This window comes from Acinetobacter entericus, assembly GCF_026168575.1.
Lineage (GTDB): Bacteria > Pseudomonadota > Gammaproteobacteria > Pseudomonadales > Moraxellaceae > Acinetobacter > Acinetobacter bouvetii.
In genome coordinates this window covers 1-21,813 of the sequence record NZ_JAPEQW010000018.1, presented here as the reverse complement: position 1 = coordinate 21,813, position 21,813 = coordinate 1, and the positions used below count along the sequence as shown (strand labels likewise).

Genomic DNA, 21,813 nt, shown 5'->3' with positions numbered 1-21,813 from the left:
ATCACCGTGGACTTATCTCCCATGTCTACAATTTTTCTTGAGTCTAAAGACAACCCGAAAATCAAACATTTGCGCGGGCTGATTGAACAGAACTCATACCGCAAAAAACAAGGTCAAACCGTTCTGGAAGGAACGCATTTATGCCTTGCATGGCTGCAGGAAAACAGAAGAATCAATTCTATTTTCACCACAGAACATGCACTGGCGCATCCAGACTTTGAAGAAATTCTAAAAACCTATACAGGCCATATCTTTGTCATTGGCGAGTCGCTGTACAAAGACTTAAGCACCTTAGGCACTACACTGGCCTGCTTGGCGGTGATTGACTTGCCAAGCTCCAGCCAAGCGCTGAAATTTGATGCCGACACTTTAATTCTAGAAAATGTCCAAGATCCAGGCAACGTCGGGACATTGCTGCGCTCTGCAGCGGCGGCCGGCATTAAGCAAGTGGTTTGCACCAAAGGTTCAGCATCACTTTGGTCACCGCGTGTGCTCCGTGCAGGCATGGGTGCGCATTTTTCATTGCATACTTTTGAAAATATCGCGCTCGAAGACATCTTGCCCCGTTTTGAAATTCCTGTATATGTCACCAGTTCACACCGCTCGGCCAGCTTATATTCGAAAGATTTAAGCAAAGCATGTGCATGGATACTGGGCAATGAGGGTCAAGGCGTCAGTGAATACGCTCTGGCAAATGCTGAAGCTGTGGTTATTCCGCAGCCAGGCGGTCAAGAGTCGTTGAATGTTGCCATTGCTGGTTCAATCTGCTTCTTTGAAATGGTCCGCCAGCGCCTGTAATACGTTATTCTATTTGAATGGGCTCCACCCAGTTTAAAAATAGATTAAACTAGAAAAATAACAATTTATTTGTCAACCAAGCCATCGCTTTTAACGTTATATGTACATGAACTTAAAAGCGATGGTGGGTATCCAATGACAGGATTTTCCATCTCTATGGATTTAGCGCCTAAACAGTCAGATACAGCAGATTCGAGTGTTCTTAAGAGCACGGTAGAATCTCGCCTGAAAAACTTCATGAATGAAGTCACTGGCCGCGCTCTGGTCATGATGGAAAGCGCAACCCAAAACCAGCATGGCATTGCCATGGATTTGGTTCAGGAAGCCTTCATCTCACTGCATAAGTCATATGCAGAGAAATCCACTGAAGAATGGTATCCCCTGTTCTACACCATCCTGAATAACAAACTGCAAGATTGGCGACGTAAAGAAGCCCGCCGCGCTCAGCCCTTTTCTTTTTTTAGAAAAGTCAGCTTAGACGATGATGAAATCGAGCTGAATGATGTTGTAGATGAATCAACGCCTAATCCGCTTGAATTTATTGACCGTGCTGTAACGGCCGAAGAGATTCAGGAAGCCATCGCACAGCTGCCAGTCCGGCAGCAGCAGGCATTTATGTTGCGTGCATGGGAAGGCTTTGATACACATACAACAGCACAGATTATGAATTGCACTGACGGCAGTGTAAAAACCCATTATCACCGTGCTATACAAGGCTTACGCGCTTCATTAGCACACTTGAATCCACATCTGGGAGGGTCATCCGAATGAAACAAGATGATTTCTTAAAGCAAGTAACTTCCAAACTTGATGGACTCGCACAGCAACATGCGCACAAACCCGCTGTAATGAATAATGTTCTTGATGAAATTCAAGAACGTGAAACATCGCACTATGGCTTGTGGAAAATGTCAGGCTTTGCTTTAGCAGCTGCGATTGCAGGCTTTATTGTGCTGCCGAATTCAGTGACAACACTGAATGAAAAACCGCAGAATCAAGTTGTTTCAGCACCTAAGCTTTCACCTCAAATGGTTGAAGACTTAGAAATGTTAATGGTTTTAGGCGAGGACAAGGCTCCCCATGGCAGCTAGAAAGTTAGCAATCGCTTTTTGCGCATTCGGGTTCCTGCAAACCAGCTTTGCAGGCTTTGAACGTTTTTGGATTTTTTCCAAAGATGCAGATACTCAAGTGAATGAAACTTGGGATTCATTGTCTGATACTGAACAAGCTGCACTGATCAAGCGTTATCAGTCTCTTAAAGAGATCCCCGCTGAACAGAGTGTCAGCTTACAGCAGCGGATGGATTGGTTTAATCAGCTTCCAGAAACTGAAAAGCAGAAAATGCGCGAAACATGGCAAAAAATGAGCAGCCAGGAACGCCGGGAATTAGCGTCTCGCTTGCAAAAAGCATCACCCGATGAACGTTCCGCCATCCGCGAAGAGTATATTAATAAATATCTGACACCGGAAGTGACACATCACTGATTTTGAACATTAGATATCACACAAGAAAGCGCGGAAAAACGCTCTATTTTTGTATTTAGCCTACTCTTCTGACCGCTATTTCAACCTCCTAATGATCAAAATTCAGCAATAAAAAGGGCCTCTATCAATAGAGGCCTTTTTACTTTTTAAAATCAGCGTCTTGTAAATTTACGCATTCTGAATACCGCAAGGCCAGCCAGAACAATCAAGCCAAAGACATTTGATGAACCGCCGCCGCTGGAGCTTTCATTTGTATTTTTCGCTTGGTTTTGCAAATAAATAATGGCCTCATTAGACTCAGCACCTTCCGAATCATAAACCTTATAGGTAATTGGATAGCTGAATTGACTGAATGCATTCTTAACCGAAAATTTAATATTGCCGCCATAGCAGATATTCTGCGCATTACCGCCCGGGCATGGGCCTCTGTATTCAGCTGTAAAATTCAATCCAGCAGGAATACTTTTAAAATAAATTGGGGTATTTTTACCGTCTGCATTCTGATGCCAAATAGATTTACCTGCAGGAAAAACTGAATTTGGACCATCTCCGTCATCTGAGTCATTTTCTAATGGGTTTACTGTCACTTCTAAATTGGTATCAGAACTAATTGCATAAGTATCATCTTTAGCAATTGGCGCGATATTTACAAAACGGGCTTGCATTATGCCTTTGGTGACTACACCGCTGTTTCTGTCTTTAATGCCGTAAGAACAGTATTCCGCTTCAGATGAATTCGTTATCTTGCCATCGGTACGGTACATAATGGCGCGTTTAAGATCCGACTTCCACTCACATATTAAATTTGAGTCTTTCACAATTTTAGTCAAATCAATAGTTGCATTTTCACCTGTTTGAACGCCTACACCAAGCGATTCAACCGTAATCTCATAGTTTTCTTCATTGAGCGGCTTGATGAATTGAGCGCTACTGTTCGGAACAGTTTCTTCCTCACGCAATGTCATACTCAGCGGATCAACAAATACTGTTCTATAGCCTAGATATTGCTGAGTGTATTTCAATAGATCAGATGCAGTATTGTAATCATCTTGATACATTGCCAAATAGTCTTTATTGGTGCTGGAATTATCCAGCAACGCTTTGAGGCGGTCTTTTTCTGTTTTTAAGCCATCGACTAATGTCACTGCAGAAATATTGCTTAAGTTAACAATATCGGCAGCCGTTAAACGTATCCGTTCAACAGAACCGATATCACAAGAGTTACGCTTGGCCGGGTCAAGTGTCAGTGTCCCGTCTTCTACTCTCGCTAAGCCGCGCTGGTCTGTACTTGAACAGCCTGTTCTTTCAAGGTCAATCAGATCGTTTGCTGAATTATTTTGTTTTGGATAGTACAGCGGTAAGAACAGATTATATTGTGATGCTTCCTGATAATTTGAAAGCACGCTGGATAAGCTCACACTTGCAACATCAATATTGTTTTTGACGTTTAAATCTGCAGTCGCTGACTCTGGCGGTAAAATACACGCATTTGCGCCGGTCAGCGCCAAGGCATTATTTTGAGCCCATACTGATGCCTTTTCTATAAGCACATTGTTACTGCTGCTGTAGTTACAGGCATTGCCGCTATTAAATGCTAAAACATTGTAGTTCAATGATTTAGATCCATTTTCATCATACAGCCAAGCCGTTGGCGCCTGATTTTCTACAATGGTATTACTGACAAAGCTTAAAATAGAGCTATCGCTTAATGGATGTTTCACAAAAGATGCCGTATGGATGATGGCAGTATTTGCACGGTTTTTGGCAATTGTATTTGTATTTAAGGTGACACTTGAATTTCCACATACATCAATTGTACTGGAACTACTCTTAACTAAGCCATTTTGCACAATACTGCTGCCAGACACAGTAATAGCGGCTTTAGTATTCAGCAAATTCGCTTCACAGTCCATGGCAAAAACACTGCCCTGTTTAGCATCATTCCCTTGCAATAGCGTCTGATTAATCGTAACCGTCTTTTCGCCTTTATCAGGAACCAGATATATTGCACCGCCGCTTTTATCTGACACAGACGAGGTAATTGCACTTGCGTCTAGCGTTAAGGCGCCGCCAATAAAAAGCGCTCCGCCGTCATTTGCTGAATAGCCATTGGTTAATTCAACATTACTCAAAACCAATGTAGCTTCGCTTTCAACGGTATTAAAGAGACGCGTCTTGTTTTGACCGTCAATTTTCGTTTTGAGCGCTCCTATTAATGGATAATCATTGGTCAGCGGGCTTTTCTTTTCCCAATCGGCAGCCGTTTTACCCAAAATAAACACTTGCGAAGTCGGCTTAAGCTCTTGATTCAGCTTATATATTCCTGCTTCCAGCTGAATATAGTCTTTTTGTCCAACTAATGTATTGCCTGCCGTACAACCGCCAATGCCTTTATTTTTGGCTGCTGTTTCGATGGCTTCCCTTAAAGAACACTTACTTGGATTTTCACCATTTTCATCATCAAAAGTATTGACATAAATAATGTCACTCTGCGAAGCCATCAACGGCATTGCCGCTATCACCATAAGCGCTAGCAAACCTTTTTTATAATTTTTCATGGATACCTATCCCTATGATTTTTTATAGCGTCGCAATCCTGCTAAACCTAAAAGTGCAAATACGCTCAAGAATCCAAATGAACCTCCAGATGTTTCAACTGTCTTACTTTCCATTGTATTTTCAGTTTCTTGAACCACGTTAATATTAATTTCCATATACGGTTTATTGCTTGTATTAAAACGTGTAGAAGAGGTTACTACCCGGATCGTAAACATATCCGCACCGCGCCATGCACCATTAGGTGTATAAACCAAGTTGCCCTGCAGATCGATGGTCAATGAGCCCTTAGATGGCGTCTCACGCTGAACAATTTGAATACATCCATCCTTCCACGCTGCTCCAGTTGGATTTTTACCTAATAAGCTTTCACATTCTTCCTTAGGCATTAAATCGCTGTCCCCAAGATAATCAGCGATCGAAATTTTAGCGACTTCCCCGACTAAAATATCCTGACCTGCTAAACTTGTAGCTGTAGGCACGACAATTTCTATGGCGCCACGGTCACAAGCGGCCGGATCGGTATCACGGTTTACACTCCGCTGATCAGATGCTTCACACGTAACAAAGGCATCCTTTCCATTTGACTTAAGCCCCTTATTGACAATCAATGAATCTGCAATACTGGCATAAGACAATAAAATACGCGGGCGGAAATAGCCTGTAAAAGCTTTTTCGATTGTGCGGTAAGGGCAAAGCAATGCCGTTGTATCATCTTTTAAAGATGCGCATTCACCTTCTACATTTGATCCAGCAAATAGCTGTGTTCCATTCCAAATACCATTTGGATAAGATACATTTCCAGTACCGCAAACCGGAGAAACTAAATTATTCCATAAAACACTTTGATCGCCCGATTCAAAGCGGCAGTCACTCCCGCCTGTTATTACAGGATAAGGGTTGCCAATCAAAATACTATTGCTGATATATGCTTTGGCTTTCGGCGCATTCAAAATCAAGCCTGAACCATTGGCGACCATGGTTAAATTATTCAAGCCCATTCCATCAGTGACATTTGCAACAGCACCTTTGTTGCTGAAAAAAGTACTGTTTGAGATTTTGTACATGCTTAAAGGAAATGACACCAATTTTTCATCGCTCAGCCCCTGAGCCGCATAAATATTGGCTGAAGCCGCAGTAGCGGTTTCGTTATCGCGGAAAACTGATCGCGTAATAAACAAAGCGGGCGCTTGCGTGTAAATGATTCCGCCTTCTGCAGCCTTATTTTTTTCAAAAAGGCTATTTAATACTTCCACTGTACTGGCATAAGCAGGGTAATCACTATTGACGCCTACATTATAAATTGCACCGCCCTGATCCGCCCAGCCACCTGATAATTTTACGGTATTTAACTGCAGGCGTTCGTTATTATAGATTAAGCCGCCTTTATCAGCGCATTTTTGAACACCGCATCCCGCCAAAGTCAGTTCTTTAAAGGTAACTAATGCGCTGGATTGATTGTTCGCATCATCAATGACAAAGATGTTTGATGCGCCAGTCATTTTCAGCGTTGCATTATTCATCCCTTCCGCCACTTCATCTGTGACATTGGTTGAGTAATCCGTACGGATGAGCAACGCAGTTTTGATATAAAGCGGGGACTTAACTTTATATTCTTTCTTTGCTTCCAGCAAAATATTTGTCGATGCGCCTGTGCCGCCGCACCCCATATAGCCTGCTTCTGGCCGGTCGTCTGCAGGAATATTTAAATACTCAATGGCTTCGCGAAGTGAACACTCTGTGTCATCCTTTACAACATCTTCTGTCGTTGTAATATTAATATCAGCACTGTAAGCATGCCCTGCAACACACAGCATACCTATGCCTATGCTCCGTTTGAGCATAACCTTCTCCTTGTATCTTTTTATTTCTTTTTTATTCTTTAGCCGCAAATTCCCTGCGGCATCGAATTATTTTGTGTACTTTGTCATAGCTTGAGTAATTACTCAAGATTTTTTACAGTTTATCGATATTCATCAATCAGCGCATAAATCTGCCGTAAAGCAGCATTGCTGAGCTTGGTTTTCTCCCCTTTCAGCAGCTGAATCAGCTGCTCTAAAGTCTGCAGCAAAATCGAGGCCTGATGCGGGCCGTGCAATAATAAATAGTCAACAATTTGCTGATCGATATGGATGCCTCTGCGCGAAAGCACAGATAAAACCAAAGCCTGCCTGTCTGCATACAAGCTGCCATTCGGCACTTTAACGCTGACTGCCTGAGTCAAGCGGGACTGCAAATCCGGAAGTTCCAATTTCAGTTCGATTGGCGCAAAACGGGATGAAAAGACCAGTTGCCCGCCGCCTTCATTATTGTAATTAATTAAATGAAAAACTGCTTTTTGCCAGTGCGGCACGCCGCTGATTGCTTCAATATCATCTAAAGCGACCAAATCGTATTGATCGAGCGAGGTAATGGCTTCTGTTGGCGCATCCAACAGCTCTAATAAAGAAACTTTAATTGCCGATTTGCCGATTTCTAAATACGAATCACAAATTGCAGAAAGCAAATGGCTTTTACCGCTTCCCGCACCGCCATAGATATAAAAACGGTTCATTAAGCCCGCATGCAGCTGACGCACGCCATCAATGACATGCCCCCAGCCTGGCCCAGAAAAATCACTGATCCGGGCATCCAGCTGAGGTTCAATATCTAACTGCAATTGACGCATATATCTATACGGGCCTTATAAATCTTTATTTTCAGATATATCGATCTTACTCGATTTTTCAGGATCTTGCAGAGTTTTTGCTGCAGTTTCTTTTAACTCAATATCAACGCTGGCCTGCTCGGTTTCAATCAAAATTGAACCTGCATTTGCGGCATGCGCCACAACAGCATCTGAGCCATACAGCTGACTGCGTTCATAGTATTCACGCACATGGCGAAGCAGCACGACAATGATGGCGGCAACCGGTAATGCGATCAGCATGCCTAAAAATCCTGCCAGCTGCGCGCCCGCCAAAACAGCAAAAACTACAGCCACAGGTGAAAGTCCAATTTTATCGCCCAGCAGGAAGGGCTGCAAAATATAGCCTTCCACAGCCTGGCCAATCATAAATACAACCAGCACTAAAAACAGCTGCATCCAATCCAGTCCAAACTGGAACAGTGTCGCAATGACGGCAGCAATAATGCCGACGGCAAAGCCAAGGTAAGGAATAATGCTGGCAAGGCCTGCAATCATGCCAATAATCAGCCCGACTTCGATGCCGATGATCTGCAAGCCGACGGCATAAACCACGCCCAGTAAAAACATCACCAGAAATTGGCCTTTGACAAAGGCGCCCAGAACGCTGTGGCATTCACTCACAATTTTCAAGGTGCTTTTTTCATAAGGGCGAGGAATTAATCTACGGAAGCTTTCAAGCATGCGCTCCCAATCCAGCAGAAAATAGAAAGCAATGATGGGAATAAGAACAACCGTACCGCCAATCTGGATAAAGTTCAGGCCTGATTGCGCAACCTTCAGCAACACTGCCTGTATGCTGTCAGCGCTGTAATTGGTTTGAATATAATCCATAATGGCTTTAGACATTTGTTCAGTGTCTATTTCCATCGGCATTAAATTAAAGGTATGGGATAGCCAAGGCAAAAAGGTGTAATTCACCCAGTGAATACCCGCCGGAATACTGGTCTTGGCGTACATCAGCTGCTGCCAGACAAGCGGCACTAAGTACCACATCGCCCATGTCAGCACAAGCCCGATGCCAACAAATACAATACTGATAGACAGCCAGCGCGGCAAACCGATGCCATGCAGCTTATTCACAAGCGGACTGAATAAATAGGCAACTAAAAAAGCAACAATAAAAGGAAGCACAACCGGCTTCAAAAGGTACAGCACCCAAAAGATCAGCACTATGCCTGCAATAATAAAAATGCGACGTAAGGTTTTATCAACCATAAAAATTCGCCCTTTTTTCAGTTTAATCGTTATAGAGATAAAAAATATTTCAGTAAAGATAGCATTTTAGCGCATAAATAACATATGTGTTTCGTATATTCAGGTATAATCGCCCCGCGAATGCGGAGACTTCATTATGAGCAACTCAACTTCTACCCCAAACACTGGTTTAAGCTATAAAGATGCAGGTGTCGATATTGAAGCGGGCGACGCGTTAGTCGATCGCATCAAATCTGTCGCGAAACGTACTGCACGCCCTGAAGTAATGGGCGGATTAGGCGGCTTCGGCGCTCTTTGTAAAATTCCTAAAGGTTATGAAGAACCTGTTCTCGTATCTGGCACAGACGGTGTTGGTACAAAATTACGTTTAGCATTGAACTTAAACCGTCATGACACTATTGGTCAAGATTTGGTTGCAATGTGTGTAAACGATCTTCTTGTCTGCGGTGCAGAACCATTATTCTTCCTTGACTATTATGCGACTGGCCACTTAAACGTAGATGTTGCGGCAAATGTTGTCACTGGCATTGGCAAAGGCTGTGAGCTTTCAGGCTGTGCATTGGTTGGCGGTGAAACTGCTGAAATGCCAGGCATGTATGAAGGTAACGACTATGACCTTGCAGGTTTCTGCGTAGGTGTTGTGGAGCAAAGTAAAATTATTGACGGCACTAAGGTTAAAGCGGATGACGTTTTAATTGGTGTTGCATCAAGCGGCGCACACTCTAATGGCTACTCTCTTCTTCGTAAAATTTTAGACGTGAAAAACGTTGATTTAACACAAATCGTTGACGGCCGCCCGCTTGCTGATACAGCAATGGAACCGACACGCATTTATGTCAAGCCAATTCTTGAGTTGCTTAAGCAAGTTGATGTTCACGCTATGGCGCACATCACTGGCGGCGGTTTACCAGGCAACCTTCCACGCGTTCTGCCAAATGGCGCTCAAGCTGTTGTCAATGAGTCTTCTTGGGAATGGCCAGAACTGTTCAAACTGCTGCAAAAAGAAGGCGGTGTTGAACAATTCGAAATGTACCGCACATTTAACTGCGGCGTAGGCATGGTGCTTGTTGTTGATGCAGCTGATGCTGATAAGACGATTGAAGTTTTGACTTCTCAAGGCGAAAAAGCTTGGAAAATGGGTAAAATCCAAGACAATGCGGCATCAGTAGAAGGCGCTGACGAAAAAATCCGTGTGATTTTTGCATAAGCACTTTCCATGACTAAAATTGCTGTTCTTGTTTCAGGCAGCGGAAGCAACCTGCAAGCCCTGATTGATGCCAATCTTTCAGGGAAAATTGTCGGAGTGATTTCCAATAAGCCTGAAGCTTATGCTTTAAAGCGCGCTCAAGATGCAGATATTCCAACTGCAGTAATTGAACACAAGCAATATCCAAACCGCGAAGCCTTTGATGATGTCATGCATCAGCAATTGCTGGAATGGAATGCTGATTTGGTGATTTTAGCTGGCTTCATGCGCATTTTAAGTGCGCAGTTTGTCAAAGCATGGGAAGGGAAAATGATTAACATCCACCCTTCCTTATTGCCAAATTATAAAGGCATGCATACGCATCAGCGTGTCCTGAATACCGGCGACACACTGCATGGCTGTACGGTGCATTATGTTACTGCAGAGCTGGATGCAGGCCAAGCGCTGGCGCAAGGCGTGCTGAAAGTGAATGAACATGATAATGTACATACCCTGGCAAATCGTGTGCATGTACTTGAGCATGTGATTTATCCGCAAGTCGCTGAATGGATATGCAACGGCACTATCCAGCATACTGAACAAGGTGTACTGTACCGTGGTCAGGCTATGAAAGAACCTTTGCAATTCTGCAGGCTTTAAGCGCTTTCGAAGATTCTATTAAAAACGCCTCTTTGGGGGCGTTTTTTTATCATTCAAACATCGCTTAAGAATGCAATTCATCTGATGAAAATAAAAAAACCTGATCTGGCGGACTTAAAGAAATCGATTCTGTGAGCACTTTAAATTCTGCCAACGCTTTTGCAATATTATGACCTTGCTCTTCATAGAAAATTAACAAAACACCTGCATGGCTTCTCAAAGACGCTGCGATTAGAAACCGCTTCCCTGAATTTACTGTAAATCCTGCTTTACACAAAATAACATGTTGAGAACGAAAAGAATTTTATTCATAAGCGATTATTTCATACAGCTGTTCTAAGTTTTTTCAGTTTTAATCTTTTTTGCATGAGCAATAAAATGGCGGTCAAATTGCTTTAACCGCCATGTCATTGTAAATTTTCAGCTATTTCCGCAGAAAGGATGCTTATTTTTTTTGATTTAAAATCAATTCCTTGATTGTTTTCACCGTCTCTTCTGGCTGTTCCAGCGGAAACATGTGACTGCCCTTTGCAACGGTATAAGGAATGCCAAATTTCTTTTTCACCATTTGCGGAAAGCCATGCCTAATAAATGGGCCTTTTTCCGCCGCCACATAATGCGCAGGCACCGCAGGTTTAGGCTGTGGCAGCCACCACAATGAGGGATTGGTTCTAAAGATCTTGACTTCATCCATTTTAGAAATCGTCAGCTCTACCCCGCCGCGCACTCGATCATCCATTAATGCATGATCAATATAGGCTTGGAAACAGTCCGCATCAAAATACTGATAAAAACCTTTTGCACGCAGCAATTCTGCCGCCTGTTCACGGCTTTCCCAATGATCACGGCGCCGCAATGACAAAGATGCTGGAGACATCTGATCCACTGCTTTCAGTTTAAGCGTCTTCGCAATATGCAATGCCAAAGACTCTTTCCCCATAATCAATGGCGGGTCCAGCATAATCACCTGCTCAAACAATTCAGGACGCGCTAAAGCCGCCTGAAAACTCAGTACTGCGCCTAGCGAATGCCCAAGGCCGATGACTTTTCTGCCATTGGCTTGCCGCACAATACTCTCAATCACCTGCTGCGTCAGGCTGGCCCAGTGATTATCAATCGGATAGCGCTTGTCTGGCCCGAGCAAAGTCACATAAATAACATCGTATTCATTGCTCAGCAGATCAAACAGCTTTTGATAGACTTTTGATGGCACGCCATTGGCGTGCGCAAAGTGAATTAATGGCTTCATTGCAATTTTGTTTGATTTTCAGACTGAACTTGCTGTGAAAGTGATGAAGCAAAGCCTTGACCGATTGAAGACCCCATACGGCCAAGAACTGAATCAAATGGGCTGTATTCAATTGTGTAGTTCACTGCTTTATCAGTTTTCAGTTCACGCTTTAAGGTATTTAAACTGCCGACACGGTCTGCAATGCCTAATTTTACTGCTTGCTCGCCAGTCCAGAACAAACCGGAGAAAATCGCCGGATCATTGGATTTCAGCTTTTTGCCGCGGCCTTGTTTTACAGCATTGATAAAATGATCATGCACATTATCCAGTACGCCCTGAACATGCGCTTTTTGCGCAGGATCTACTGGCTGCGTCATGGATAAAATCGCTTTGTTCTCCCCCGACGTCATGGTGCGGTCTTCAACGCCTAATTTTTGCATTAAGCCATTCACGCCGTAATTCGGCATGATCACGCCAATTGAACCCACTAAGCTTGATGGATTTACAATGATTTCATCTGCTGCAGATGCAATGTAATATGCACCCGAAGCGCCTGTATCACCAATCACCGCATAGATTTTTTTATCCGTATGCTGTTTTTTCAGATACTGAATTTCCTGCCAGATTTCATCGGACTGAACAGGTGAACCGCCTGGTGAATTAATATTCAGCACCACCGCTTTGCTTTGCTTATTTTCAAATGCTTTTTTCAAAGAACGGATGGTATTGGTGCTGTTGACGCTTTGCTTATCAGCAGCGATTGTCCCTACTATATCGACCACAGCAATGTGCGAGCCAATTGACCCCACATCATCTGTCGATGCTGTACTGCAGCTTTTTCCTAAAGCAACCAAGATAAATAAAATGTAGGCAAAAGTTAAAAACTTAAAGAAAATTCCCCAGCGGCGGGCGCGGCGCTGCTCTACAACCGAAGCTAAAACCACTTTTTCAAGCAGTTTCCACTCATTGCCGGTTGGCTGCTGTTGACTATTCTGTTGCGTATTTTGTGTTTCGTTTTCAGGTTTTGGTGGCCAATCGGACATAAAAAATCCAATAAAACAGTTAAGAAGTACCTCATTATATACACTGAAAGTACCTAAACTGTCTAAACATAGTATTTTATCCTATAATAAATTCACTATTTTCTTTTTGCATTATTGATTACACGCAATGACCGAACAGAATCCGCAGAATACAACGTATCGACTATTGAAATTTATCAGCCGTCAACCTATTCAATTTTCTCGTTTTATTGCAAAAGCGCTTGCAGGTTTAGTCAATGCTTTAAACATTTCAAAAACATCAGAAACCATTCGATTGAATCTGCAGCTGGCATTGCCAGAACTCAGTGAGCAGCAGCGCGAACAAATTACGGCCCAGGCTATCCGCAATGAATTACTTTCCTATTTTGAGTTTTTCAGCATTTGGGGATCCAGCAATCAAAAAAATCTTTCACGTATTCACCAGGTTTACGGTGAACAGTATTTTCATGACGCTTTAGCTGAAAATAAAGGCCTAGTCTTGATTGTGCCTCACTTTGGCACTTGGGAAATCATGAATGCATGGTTTGCCCAGTACACTCAAATGACCATCATGTATAAGCCTGTGAAAAACCCAACCGCTGATGCCTTTGTCCGCGATGCGCGCAGCCGCGAGCAGGCCCATTTAGTGCCAACGGATGAATCAGGTGTTCGGCAGATTTTTAAGGCGCTCAAGCAAGGCGGCACTACGGTTATTTTGCCAGACCATACGCCGAATGCAGGCGGTGAAATGATTCCTTATTTTGGCTTGCCATTAGCCACCAGCAACTTAAGCGCCAAGCTGATTCAGAAAACCAAAGCCAAAGCGCTTTTTCTATATGCCCTGCGCAATGCAAACGATGGCTTTGACATGTATATCGAACCCATCGATGAAGCAATCTATCAAGGCACAGCGAACGATGGCTCACGGGTTATTTTTACAGCTTTAGAGGACTTGATCCGCAAATATCCAGAACATTATCACTGGAGCTATAAGCGCTTTAAAGCCAGTCCTGCCACGGATTCCATTTACCATCTGCCCATGCATGAGGCTGTAGCACTGGCGCAAAAAATCCGAAATGAAACAGCCGCAGAAAAAAGTATAGCGGCGGCCGATTTCACAGGAAACACTTCTGCCCCTGTTGCCAACTAATCCCTCCGCAGCCACTTCCATTGATCCCTTGCAAAATGAAGATGAATTTTTCCATCCTGCTGCAGAAATTGAATGTTTCCCTGCTGGCTCGTCGTCAGCAGCGGAATATTCAGCTGTGACAGCCGCGCTTGCGTTAATGCGCTTGGATGCCCATAACGGTTAAATTTTCCTGCCGATGCAATCGCCAATTTCGGCTGCAGCGCTTTTAAAAATCCATAAGCTGAACTGTTGCGGCTGCCATGATGGCCTAAGATCAGCACATCTGCTTTTAAATCTGGGTACTGCTGCATCAGCTGAAATTCAGTTTCCCAGCCGGCATCCCCCATTAATAAAAAGCTCCGGTACGGCGCTGCATTCTTCAGCTGCACATACAATACACAAGAGTTTTCATTTTTACTCCGCCCGGCCATACCCAGCTGAGGCTTTGCTGGAGAAAGCACTTCTATGCTGACTTGCTCATTCCACTGCCAGCGCTGTCCTTGGTAGCAATAATCAAATGAGATTTGAGCCGGCATCTCTGGACGCTCACTGGACGTCAGCTGATGGATCGGCAAATCATGCTGAATTGAAAAGTAGCCGCCGCTATGATCCTGATCCAGATGGGTTAATACCAGCTGATCCAATTCACTGACTGCATTCACTGAAAGAAATGGTAAGATAATTTGCTTGCCGATACTGAATTTTTCCTCATCAGGATTGCCTCCCATATCGACCATCATCGTATGATGCTGATCTCTGATAAAAATCGCCTGCCCTTGCCCGACATCTAAAACATTCAGCTCGAAAGGATGCGGCATCAGACTTTTCAATACCAAAGCCAGCAGGCCTAAAACTGCCCAGCTCTTTGGCAAAACCCCTCTGGGCAGAAACAGAATCAGCAGGCTCAGCACCAAAAGCCAGACCATATTTCCGCTCATAGCCACTGGCATCAGCGCTGGCTGAAATAAAGCGTCCAGCCCGTCTAAAAAAGCCAGCAGCACGGCCAGGCATTGATCGTTCAGCAAAAACAGCAGCGACGCCATGCGCTCGGAAATATAATAGCTCAGCGCCGCCGCGATATCTAAAGGCACAACGATCAATCCAAGCCAAGGAATCGCCGCGATGTTGCTGAGCGGAGTAATCCATGAAACCTGCTTAAAAAATAGAACCATCAGCGGGAATAATGCTAGAAAGATTTTCCATTGCGATTCGGCCAATAACCGCAATGATAAAATTGCCCTCGCCCTCCAGCCAGTTTGCCGCTGAAGCTGGGACTGCTGTTGCTGCAGCGTCTGATAAATGCGCAATAAGATAAAACATGCGCCATAGGACAGCCAAAACGCTGCAGATAAAATGCTGAATGGATCCATCAGCAATAGCAAAGAACCACTCAGCAGCATTAATTTCAGCGGCTGTATTTTTTGCTTCAGCAGCAAAAGCATGCTGCCTAAACAGCACATCATGAGTGTCCGCACTGCTGGAATTTCAAACCCGGCAAACAGACAATACATAAAGACGCAGCTTAAAAATGGTAAAATCAGCAGATACTGTCTGGGCATCATTAAATACAGCTGCGGCCTATAGCGCGCAATTAGGCGCTGCAGCAGCCAGCTGACCATCATGGCAAAAATTACCACATGCGGGCCTGAAATCGCCAGCAAGTGACTCATGCCAAAACGCTGAAACTGCATTTTTGTTTCTTTGCTGAGCAGGCTTTCATCGCCGGTAAGTAAAGCCAGCATCAAGCCTTTATGCCCCAAAGGCTGATGCTGAATAAACACCCTGAAATTTAAGCGCTGTTTCTCTATCCAAAACGGAAATTGATGAACCCAGTGCTGATGCTGTCTGATATGGCCTGCATAACCCAAGGCATACATCTGCTGCTCGGTCAGCGGCTCAATATGCTTAACGCGGAATCCTGAAGCAATATTTTGCTGCAGATACCATTTTTCCTGATCAAATGCCCCGGTGCTGGCATAACTTTGCGCTGGCCTCAGTTCACCGCGCAATCGGTAATAATGCCCTAATTGCAGCTCCTGCTGCGCTGAATGCAGATTCGCCAATGGAATATAGGCCAAATATTGCAGCAGCGGCTTAGCGTTTACTGAGCCATTCGAGTGCAGCACAGAAACTTTTTGCTGGACGCTTCGATCACTCAGCTCGTTTAAACGTTCTATATAAACAAGCAACTCTCTGGATTCCGGCTTATGCTCCACTTGCATAAGGCGCTGATCTAATTGGCTATTGGCATAGCCAAATCCTAAGTATGCAGCCAGCAGTACACTCAGGCTGATATTCAAAATTTTGAGTAATAGGCTTTGAATCTGAATGAACGAATGCATCATGCGCTGCACGATCAGCCAAATAGCCGCAGCACTGACCGCAGTCCAAAAACTCACCTGAGAATTGAGCCACATTGCGCCCATACAGGAAACGCCCAAAATCCAGCCCAGGCAAAACCATTGCAGCATTTTTTGTTCTATTTTTTGCTTTAGTGCGCGCAATAATAAAGCCCGCCGAGGCGGGCTTCAATCTATAGCGTAAAGTTCAAATGAATTAGGCTTTTTCAACCCAGAGGCCATCCTGCATATGCAGAACAGCATCTGCCGACTGCGCTAAGTATTCATCATGGGTAACAATCAGCATCGCCATGTTGAATTCTTTACGCAGCTCGGTCAGCAGCTCAAAAATTTTCACCGCTGTTTTGCGGTCTAAATTGCCTGTCGGTTCATCCGCCATCATTAACTTTGGTTTTGTCACCAATGCGCGGGCTAGAGCCACGCGCTGGCGCTCGCCGCCGGAAAGCTCACCTGGCTTATGCGTTAAACGGTGAGATAAGCCTACGCGTTCAAGCAAATATTCAGCCTGCTTCTTCACGTCTTTATACGCCGCGCCTTTGCGCAGCATCAGCGGCATGGCCACATTTTCCAGCGCGCTGAATTCTGGCAATAAATGGTGAAATTGATACACAAAGCCGAGATGTTCATTACGAATATAGCCGCGTTCTGCTTCACCCAAAGTATCAAAACGCTGGCCGTTAATCATCACCTGACCAGACGTGGGACGGTCTAAACCGCCGAGAACATGCAGCAAGGTGCTTTTGCCTGAGCCGCTGGAACCGACGATCGAGACAAATTCGCCCGCCTTGACCTGCAGTGATAAACCGCGGATCACATCAACAGAAGATTTGCCATCGGTAAAGGATTTAGTAATATTTTGCGCATCTAAAATTACATTACTCATAACGCAATGCCTCCGCTGGCTGAATTTTCGCTGCGCGGAAAGCAGGATAAATCGTTGCAATAAAACTTAAGCCGAGTGACAAGGTCACAATAATCAGCACATCCTGCCAGCGCAAATAAGAGGGCAAATAGTTAATAAAATAAGCATCAAACATATTCAAGCCTAGGCTCGTGTTGAGCCAGCCCACCACGCTGCTGATGCTGGATGCGGCGATAATGCCTAAGATAGCGCCAGAGACCGTGCCAATCACGCCAATCACCGTTCCCTGCACCATAAAGATTCGGGTAATGGTTGCAGGCGATGCGCCCAATGTCCGTAAAATTGCAATATCCGATTTTTTATCAGTCACCACCATCACCAGCGAAGACACAATATTAAATGCCGCCACCAAAACAATCAGGAACAGCAATAGGCTGACCATCGCTTTTTCCATCTGAATCGCGCTGAACAGATTGCCGTGCGTATAGGTCCAGTCAGATGCATAAAAATTGGCGGGCAAGTCGCGGACAATTTCCTGAGACACCTGCGGCGCCGCAAAAATATCATCCAGCTTCATGCGGATGCCTTGCGCGCCATCCGGCAAGCGAAGCAAGGTCGAAGCATCATTCAGGGCAATATAGCCCATCATTGAATCCACTTCGGCGCCAATACTGAAAATGCCGACAATTTTAAAGCGCTTAAAGCGCGGCACAACACCCGCAGGTGACGGTGTCGCTTCTGGTAAAACCAAAGTGATGCTGTCATTCAAGCCTAGGCCTAATGCATCCGTCAATTGCTTGCCCAGCACAATGCCGAATTCGCCTTTTTTCAGATTATCAATACTGCCTTCAACCATATGGTCTTGAATAATCGAAACCTTTTTTTCGTACTCCGGTTCTATCCCCGTGACCATTACCCCAGAGACCTGGCCTTGCGCTGTCAGCATGCCCTGAAGCTGCGTAAACGGCGCTACGCCTTGCACATGCTCATGATGCTCAATTTTCTTTGCAAGTTCCGGCCAATTTGTTAAAATTTGTGTTGAAGAAACAGTGGCTTGAGGTATCATTCCCAAGACGCGGTTTTTCAGTTCTCGGTCAAAACCATTCATCACGGATAACACGGTAATGAGTACAGCTACACCTAGGGTAAGGCCGATCATCGAAACCAGAGCAATAAAAGAAATAAAGTGGTTACTGCGCCGTGCGCGAGTGTATCTCAACCCTATATACAGCGAGATTGGTTTAAACATAACCATCTAGTCCGAGGTAATAATTATGGAAAATTTACAGCATCAAAGCGGAAACACGGAACGCCGCGTTATGTCACGCATCGATGCTGCCTTGAGGATCAATTATCAGATCATTTCTGATGATGTAGCGCTGAATGATCCTTACGATCCTAATTTTGTCTTGCCGCGCTATTTTCTACTACTTGCAGAATTAGATCAATTTGATCACGCGCTTAACTACGAATTAGAACAATTAGCTGAGAAAGATCAACAAATTGCTCGAATCTTATCCTTATTTAATCAAAAGTTAAACCTGATTACGGGGTCTTTGTATGATGCAATTGTACAAAGCATGTTACCTATTCCAGAACATGTGAATTTTTCAGAGACCGGCTTAAGCTTTTTCAGTGAGCATCCCATACAAGAAGGCACTTACCTGCACCTCACGCTCAGCCATCCCGAAAATTTCTTTCATATCGCTGCGACTGCGCAAGTGGTTTACAGCCGCCATGAAGAAAACGGCAAATACCGCACAGGGGCTTATTTTATTACCCTGCATCCGCAAGACCGCGTCAAGCTCTCAGAATGCGTCTCTTTAACCCAGCATAAGGACTGAAGCTTTATTCAGCCTTAATTTTTTGGGCGAGTGCTCTGCTCGCCTTAAAATCCTGATAAAAATAAATAAACAGGCCAGTCAGCAGCACAGCGGCTCCCACAAATACCATCATGGTGATTTTTTCATCATTCAGCAGCGCGCCAACCAGCATCGCAATCATCGGCGTCAGGACTGTAGTTAAAGACAGTGTGGTCGCCTGAACATTTTTCACCAATTTAAAATAGCAAAACATCGCCACCAGCGACGCCATGACTACCGCATACGCCAATCCAAATAGCGATCTGGCGCCCGGCATTTCTGTTGGCGCATAAGACCAGATAAACGGCAGCAGGCATAGTGCAAATAGCGCCGATACCAGTATTGAACCTGTCGCCTGCGCCATCGGATCAAGCGGCGCATTCACCTTTTTCACCCAAAAAATTGAAGCGCAATAAATGAATACGCTCAGCAGCATCAACGCAATTCCGATGGGCTGTACATGATGCTCACTGCCGCCAATGCAAATAATCCCCAGCCCGCCAACAGCAATTAGCATACCCAGCCATTGCATGCGCCGGAGGCGGATTTTGAACACAAAAAAACCGATCAATCCGGTAATAATCGGCGCAAGGCCGAACATTAAAGCAATAATGCCTGAACTGAGATAGGCCGTCGCCAAATAGGTGAAAATTTGCGAGCCGATGAAACTGCATGCGCCCGCCACATAGCTGTGAATTGACAGCGCATTCAAAGGCAGTTTCGTGCGCAGGATCAGCATCAGCATTACGGCTAAAGGCAGAGCAATAAAAAAGCGCAATGCGAGGGCCCATAAGCTGTGCAGGTCAGCCACACTCCAAACAATAGCGAGTGGCGTCGTTGACCAGATAAAGACCAGCAAGGCATAGGTCGACATTAAGTTGAGTTTTGAGGGCATAATGGCCTTGTTTGTTCCTTAATGCTGAGCTGTTTTACGCTTTTGCTTCTGAATGGTTTGATCGAGGCTGCTTGAAAACTCACGCTTATCCCGCTCTGAAATTGGCGGCGGCCCGCCCGTCTGCACTCCTGCGCCGCGCAGGCTGTCCATAAAATCGCGTAAATGCAGGCGCGCTTTAACATTGGCAGTGGTATACACCTCACCGCGCGGATGAATTGCAATACCGCCCTTTTCAATCACTTGCGCCGCCAGCGGAATATCTTGCGTCATGACGATGTCATGTTCTTTCATACGGTCGATAATTTCTTGATCGGCCGCATCTGCACCGCTCATGACCTGAATTGAATTGATGCGCACAGATGGCGTAATGCCGACATTTTGGTTCGCGACAAAGGTCACTTCAAGCTGATAGCGGTCTGAAGCACGAATAATTACTTCACGCAAAATTTTAGGCAGTGCATCCGCATCGACCCAAAGTTTAAATGGCAGCACAATCATTTCCAGTGCAAAAGTATGAACTTCATTTTAACAAATCTACGTGACAGAAATACGTGAAATTGCTCTATTTTGTGTACAGCTTTCTCAAAAATTGAGAAAGCTCAATGCATCAGCTGCGTATTCTTATTTTAATGAGCACTTAGTCCCACACATAAATGTACAGAAATTCCTATCGAACTTAGACACTTTAATTAGGCTCTATCAAAGCGAATTTATATAATCGCCATTATGTTACATAATGGATTATTTAGATGTTAGTTTGGCATTGGTCTTCCAATTTTAATTTTTGTTTTATTAATCTCAATCCATCCATGAGTAATACCGAGTATGGCTTCTTTAAGATTATTAAATCCATAATTTTTTATGCTTAGGTCTGGTTCTTTAGTCATTATAAATTCTATAACTGTATCAATCTCAGCCCACTCATTACTACTAGAATTAGCTATTGCTTTATGAACTAACTTTACAAAGGTTCCAAAACTAAGTTTTCTTAAGAAGAGTTGGCTACCTCTTAATTTTGTTTCAAATAAGCTTGATGCTTGGATTAGACCAGACAATTTTGCATATCCGTAATTTCTTGTATCAAAGTCTGGTTTCACAGTTGAAATATAAGTACCTACATTTCCTAAATAAGCCCATCCACTATCATCAGCATTGTCTTTGACAGCTTTATAAATTAAATTTAATGTTGGTTTATCTAAATCATTAATATCATTTTGGTTTTTATTGGTGGTTGAAGTTGCTTCTATTTTTTTGTCAGATGCTAAATTATCGGTAATTAAATTTTCTATAAAAATAAATTTATCACATGCTTTCTTAAAAGCATCTGGTGTAGATTTTTTGCCAAAACCATAAACATTTAATCCGCTTTCTCTAATTCTAGATGCTAATGGAGTGAAGTCACTATCACTTGATACAATACAAAAGCCATCTAATGAACCGCTATATAAAAGATCCATGGCATCAATAATTAGAATCATATCAGTCGCATCTTTTCCAACAGTATATGCAAACTGTTGAACAGGCGTGATTGCATTTAATAAAAGAATGTCTCTCCAGTTCTTTAAGCTATCGTTGCTCCAATCTCCATAAACTCTTTTTACACTAGCGATTCCATATTTTGCTATTTCTTCGAGAATTGGACCAATAGATGATATTGATGAATTATCTGCATCAATCAAGACGGCTAGTTTTTGCATGTTTTAAGTTGTTAAAAAAATTAAGTGAATGTTCTTTTTATACTGTTCGCTAATATATGTTAAGTCAAAGTATTTTCAATATTTTCTACAATTAACATAATACACTTTATACGAAATTCTTATGTTAGAACCCATTTAAAGTGTCTATATTCTCACCAATAAAAAT

General features: G+C 43.8%; 20 protein-coding genes. 8 read left to right on the top strand and 12 right to left on the bottom strand.

Annotated elements, in window-relative coordinates; genetic code table 11:
- The first annotated feature begins 21 nt into the window (after window positions 1-21).
- From OKC24_RS13540 to OKC24_RS13525, 4 genes are all read left to right on the top strand, one after another.
- Window positions 22-798, top strand: a complete 777-nt coding sequence (locus tag OKC24_RS13540; RefSeq protein ID WP_130147060.1) for a TrmH family RNA methyltransferase — start codon at window positions 22-24, stop codon at window positions 796-798.
- Window positions 799-954: 156 nt separating this feature from the next.
- Window positions 955-1,569: an RNA polymerase sigma factor gene (locus OKC24_RS13535; protein WP_005008662.1), complete on the top strand. Its 615-nt coding sequence runs from the start codon at window positions 955-957 to the stop codon at window positions 1,567-1,569.
- Complete coding sequence (locus OKC24_RS13530; protein ID WP_005008661.1) at window positions 1,566-1,889, top strand: hypothetical protein; 324 nt, start codon at window positions 1,566-1,568, stop codon at window positions 1,887-1,889. Before OKC24_RS13535 ends, OKC24_RS13530 begins: the two co-directional genes overlap by 4 nt.
- The gene (locus tag OKC24_RS13525; protein WP_005008660.1) at window positions 1,879-2,283 is read left to right on the top strand and encodes a DUF3106 domain-containing protein; all 405 of its coding nucleotides are present in this window, start codon (window positions 1,879-1,881) and stop codon (window positions 2,281-2,283) included. Before OKC24_RS13530 ends, OKC24_RS13525 begins: the two co-directional genes overlap by 11 nt.
- Before the next feature lie 152 nt (window positions 2,284-2,435).
- Here OKC24_RS13525 and OKC24_RS13520 read toward each other — a convergent pair whose 3' ends face one another.
- The 4 genes from OKC24_RS13520 to cxpE form a co-directional block, all read right to left on the bottom strand.
- Window positions 2,436-4,841 carry a CSLREA domain-containing protein gene (locus OKC24_RS13520; RefSeq protein WP_131275779.1) on the bottom strand — a complete coding sequence of 802 codons (2,406 nt, stop codon included), beginning with the start codon at window positions 4,839-4,841 and terminating at the stop codon, window positions 2,436-2,438.
- A gap of 12 nt (window positions 4,842-4,853) precedes the next feature.
- Entirely contained in the window at window positions 4,854-6,683 is a 1,830-nt protein-coding gene (gene rbtA / locus OKC24_RS13515) for a rhombotarget A (protein ID WP_130147056.1), read from the bottom strand.
- Between the two features lie 119 nt (window positions 6,684-6,802).
- A complete protein-coding gene (hda, locus tag OKC24_RS13510; protein ID WP_130147054.1) occupies window positions 6,803-7,507 on the bottom strand; it encodes a DnaA regulatory inactivator Hda in 705 nt (234 codons plus the stop codon).
- A 15-nt stretch (window positions 7,508-7,522) separates the two neighbouring features.
- On the bottom strand, window positions 7,523-8,743 hold the full coding sequence (cxpE, locus tag OKC24_RS13505) for a chloramphenicol efflux transporter CxpE (RefSeq protein WP_130147052.1): 1,221 nt from the start codon (window positions 8,741-8,743) through the stop codon (window positions 7,523-7,525).
- A 136-nt stretch (window positions 8,744-8,879) separates the two neighbouring features.
- On the opposite strand from cxpE, the gene purM reads away from it, so the two are divergent.
- Window positions 8,880-9,950 carry a phosphoribosylformylglycinamidine cyclo-ligase gene (gene purM, locus OKC24_RS13500; protein WP_130147050.1) on the top strand — a complete coding sequence of 357 codons (1,071 nt, stop codon included), beginning with the start codon at window positions 8,880-8,882 and terminating at the stop codon, window positions 9,948-9,950.
- Between the two features lie 9 nt (window positions 9,951-9,959).
- Complete coding sequence (gene purN / locus OKC24_RS13495; protein WP_130147048.1) at window positions 9,960-10,589, top strand: phosphoribosylglycinamide formyltransferase; 630 nt, start codon at window positions 9,960-9,962, stop codon at window positions 10,587-10,589.
- Window positions 10,590-11,034: 445 nt separating this feature from the next.
- Here purN and OKC24_RS13490 read toward each other — a convergent pair whose 3' ends face one another.
- Together OKC24_RS13490 and sppA are read right to left on the bottom strand one after the other, a co-directional pair.
- Window positions 11,035-11,838: an alpha/beta fold hydrolase gene (locus OKC24_RS13490; protein WP_265465639.1), complete on the bottom strand. Its 804-nt coding sequence runs from the start codon at window positions 11,836-11,838 to the stop codon at window positions 11,035-11,037.
- A complete protein-coding gene (gene sppA, locus OKC24_RS13485) occupies window positions 11,835-12,863 on the bottom strand; it encodes a signal peptide peptidase SppA (RefSeq protein WP_130147044.1) in 1,029 nt (342 codons plus the stop codon). Before sppA ends, OKC24_RS13490 begins: the two co-directional genes overlap by 4 nt.
- Before the next feature lie 127 nt (window positions 12,864-12,990).
- Here sppA and OKC24_RS13480 point away from each other — a divergent pair, with 127 nt between their 5' ends.
- On the top strand, window positions 12,991-13,992 hold the full coding sequence (locus tag OKC24_RS13480; protein ID WP_131275781.1) for a lysophospholipid acyltransferase family protein: 1,002 nt from the start codon (window positions 12,991-12,993) through the stop codon (window positions 13,990-13,992).
- Here OKC24_RS13480 and OKC24_RS13475 read toward each other — a convergent pair.
- From OKC24_RS13475 to OKC24_RS13465, 3 genes are all read right to left on the bottom strand, one after another.
- On the bottom strand, window positions 13,989-16,442 hold the full coding sequence (locus OKC24_RS13475) for a DNA internalization-related competence protein ComEC/Rec2 (RefSeq protein WP_265465636.1): 2,454 nt from the start codon (window positions 16,440-16,442) through the stop codon (window positions 13,989-13,991). The genes OKC24_RS13480 and OKC24_RS13475 overlap by 4 nt on opposite strands.
- Before the next feature lie 85 nt (window positions 16,443-16,527).
- Window positions 16,528-17,214, bottom strand: coding sequence for a lipoprotein-releasing ABC transporter ATP-binding protein LolD (gene lolD / locus OKC24_RS13470; RefSeq protein ID WP_265465634.1), 687 nt, complete (start codon window positions 17,212-17,214; stop codon window positions 16,528-16,530).
- Window positions 17,207-18,442, bottom strand: a complete 1,236-nt coding sequence (locus OKC24_RS13465; protein ID WP_130147036.1) for a lipoprotein-releasing ABC transporter permease subunit — start codon at window positions 18,440-18,442, stop codon at window positions 17,207-17,209. The genes lolD and OKC24_RS13465 overlap by 8 nt, the downstream gene beginning before the upstream one ends.
- Window positions 18,443-18,467: 25 nt before the next feature.
- On the opposite strand from OKC24_RS13465, the gene OKC24_RS13460 reads away from it, so the two are divergent.
- Entirely contained in the window at window positions 18,468-19,037 is a 570-nt protein-coding gene (locus OKC24_RS13460; protein ID WP_005008630.1) for a PilZ domain-containing protein, read from the top strand.
- Between the two features lie 4 nt (window positions 19,038-19,041).
- Here OKC24_RS13460 and OKC24_RS13455 read toward each other — a convergent pair whose 3' ends face one another.
- The 3 genes from OKC24_RS13455 to OKC24_RS13445 all read right to left on the bottom strand — a co-directional run bounded on the left by OKC24_RS13455 (window position 19,042) and on the right by OKC24_RS13445 (window position 21,647).
- Window positions 19,042-19,950 carry a DMT family transporter gene (locus tag OKC24_RS13455; RefSeq protein ID WP_265465630.1) on the bottom strand — a complete coding sequence of 303 codons (909 nt, stop codon included), beginning with the start codon at window positions 19,948-19,950 and terminating at the stop codon, window positions 19,042-19,044.
- Window positions 19,951-19,968: 18 nt separating this feature from the next.
- A complete protein-coding gene (locus OKC24_RS13450; RefSeq protein ID WP_265465627.1) occupies window positions 19,969-20,448 on the bottom strand; it encodes a YaiI/YqxD family protein in 480 nt (159 codons plus the stop codon).
- Window positions 20,449-20,702: 254 nt separating this feature from the next.
- Window positions 20,703-21,647, bottom strand: a complete 945-nt coding sequence (locus OKC24_RS13445) for an NYN domain-containing protein (protein ID WP_265465625.1) — start codon at window positions 21,645-21,647, stop codon at window positions 20,703-20,705.
- Window positions 21,648-21,813 lie beyond the last annotated feature (166 nt).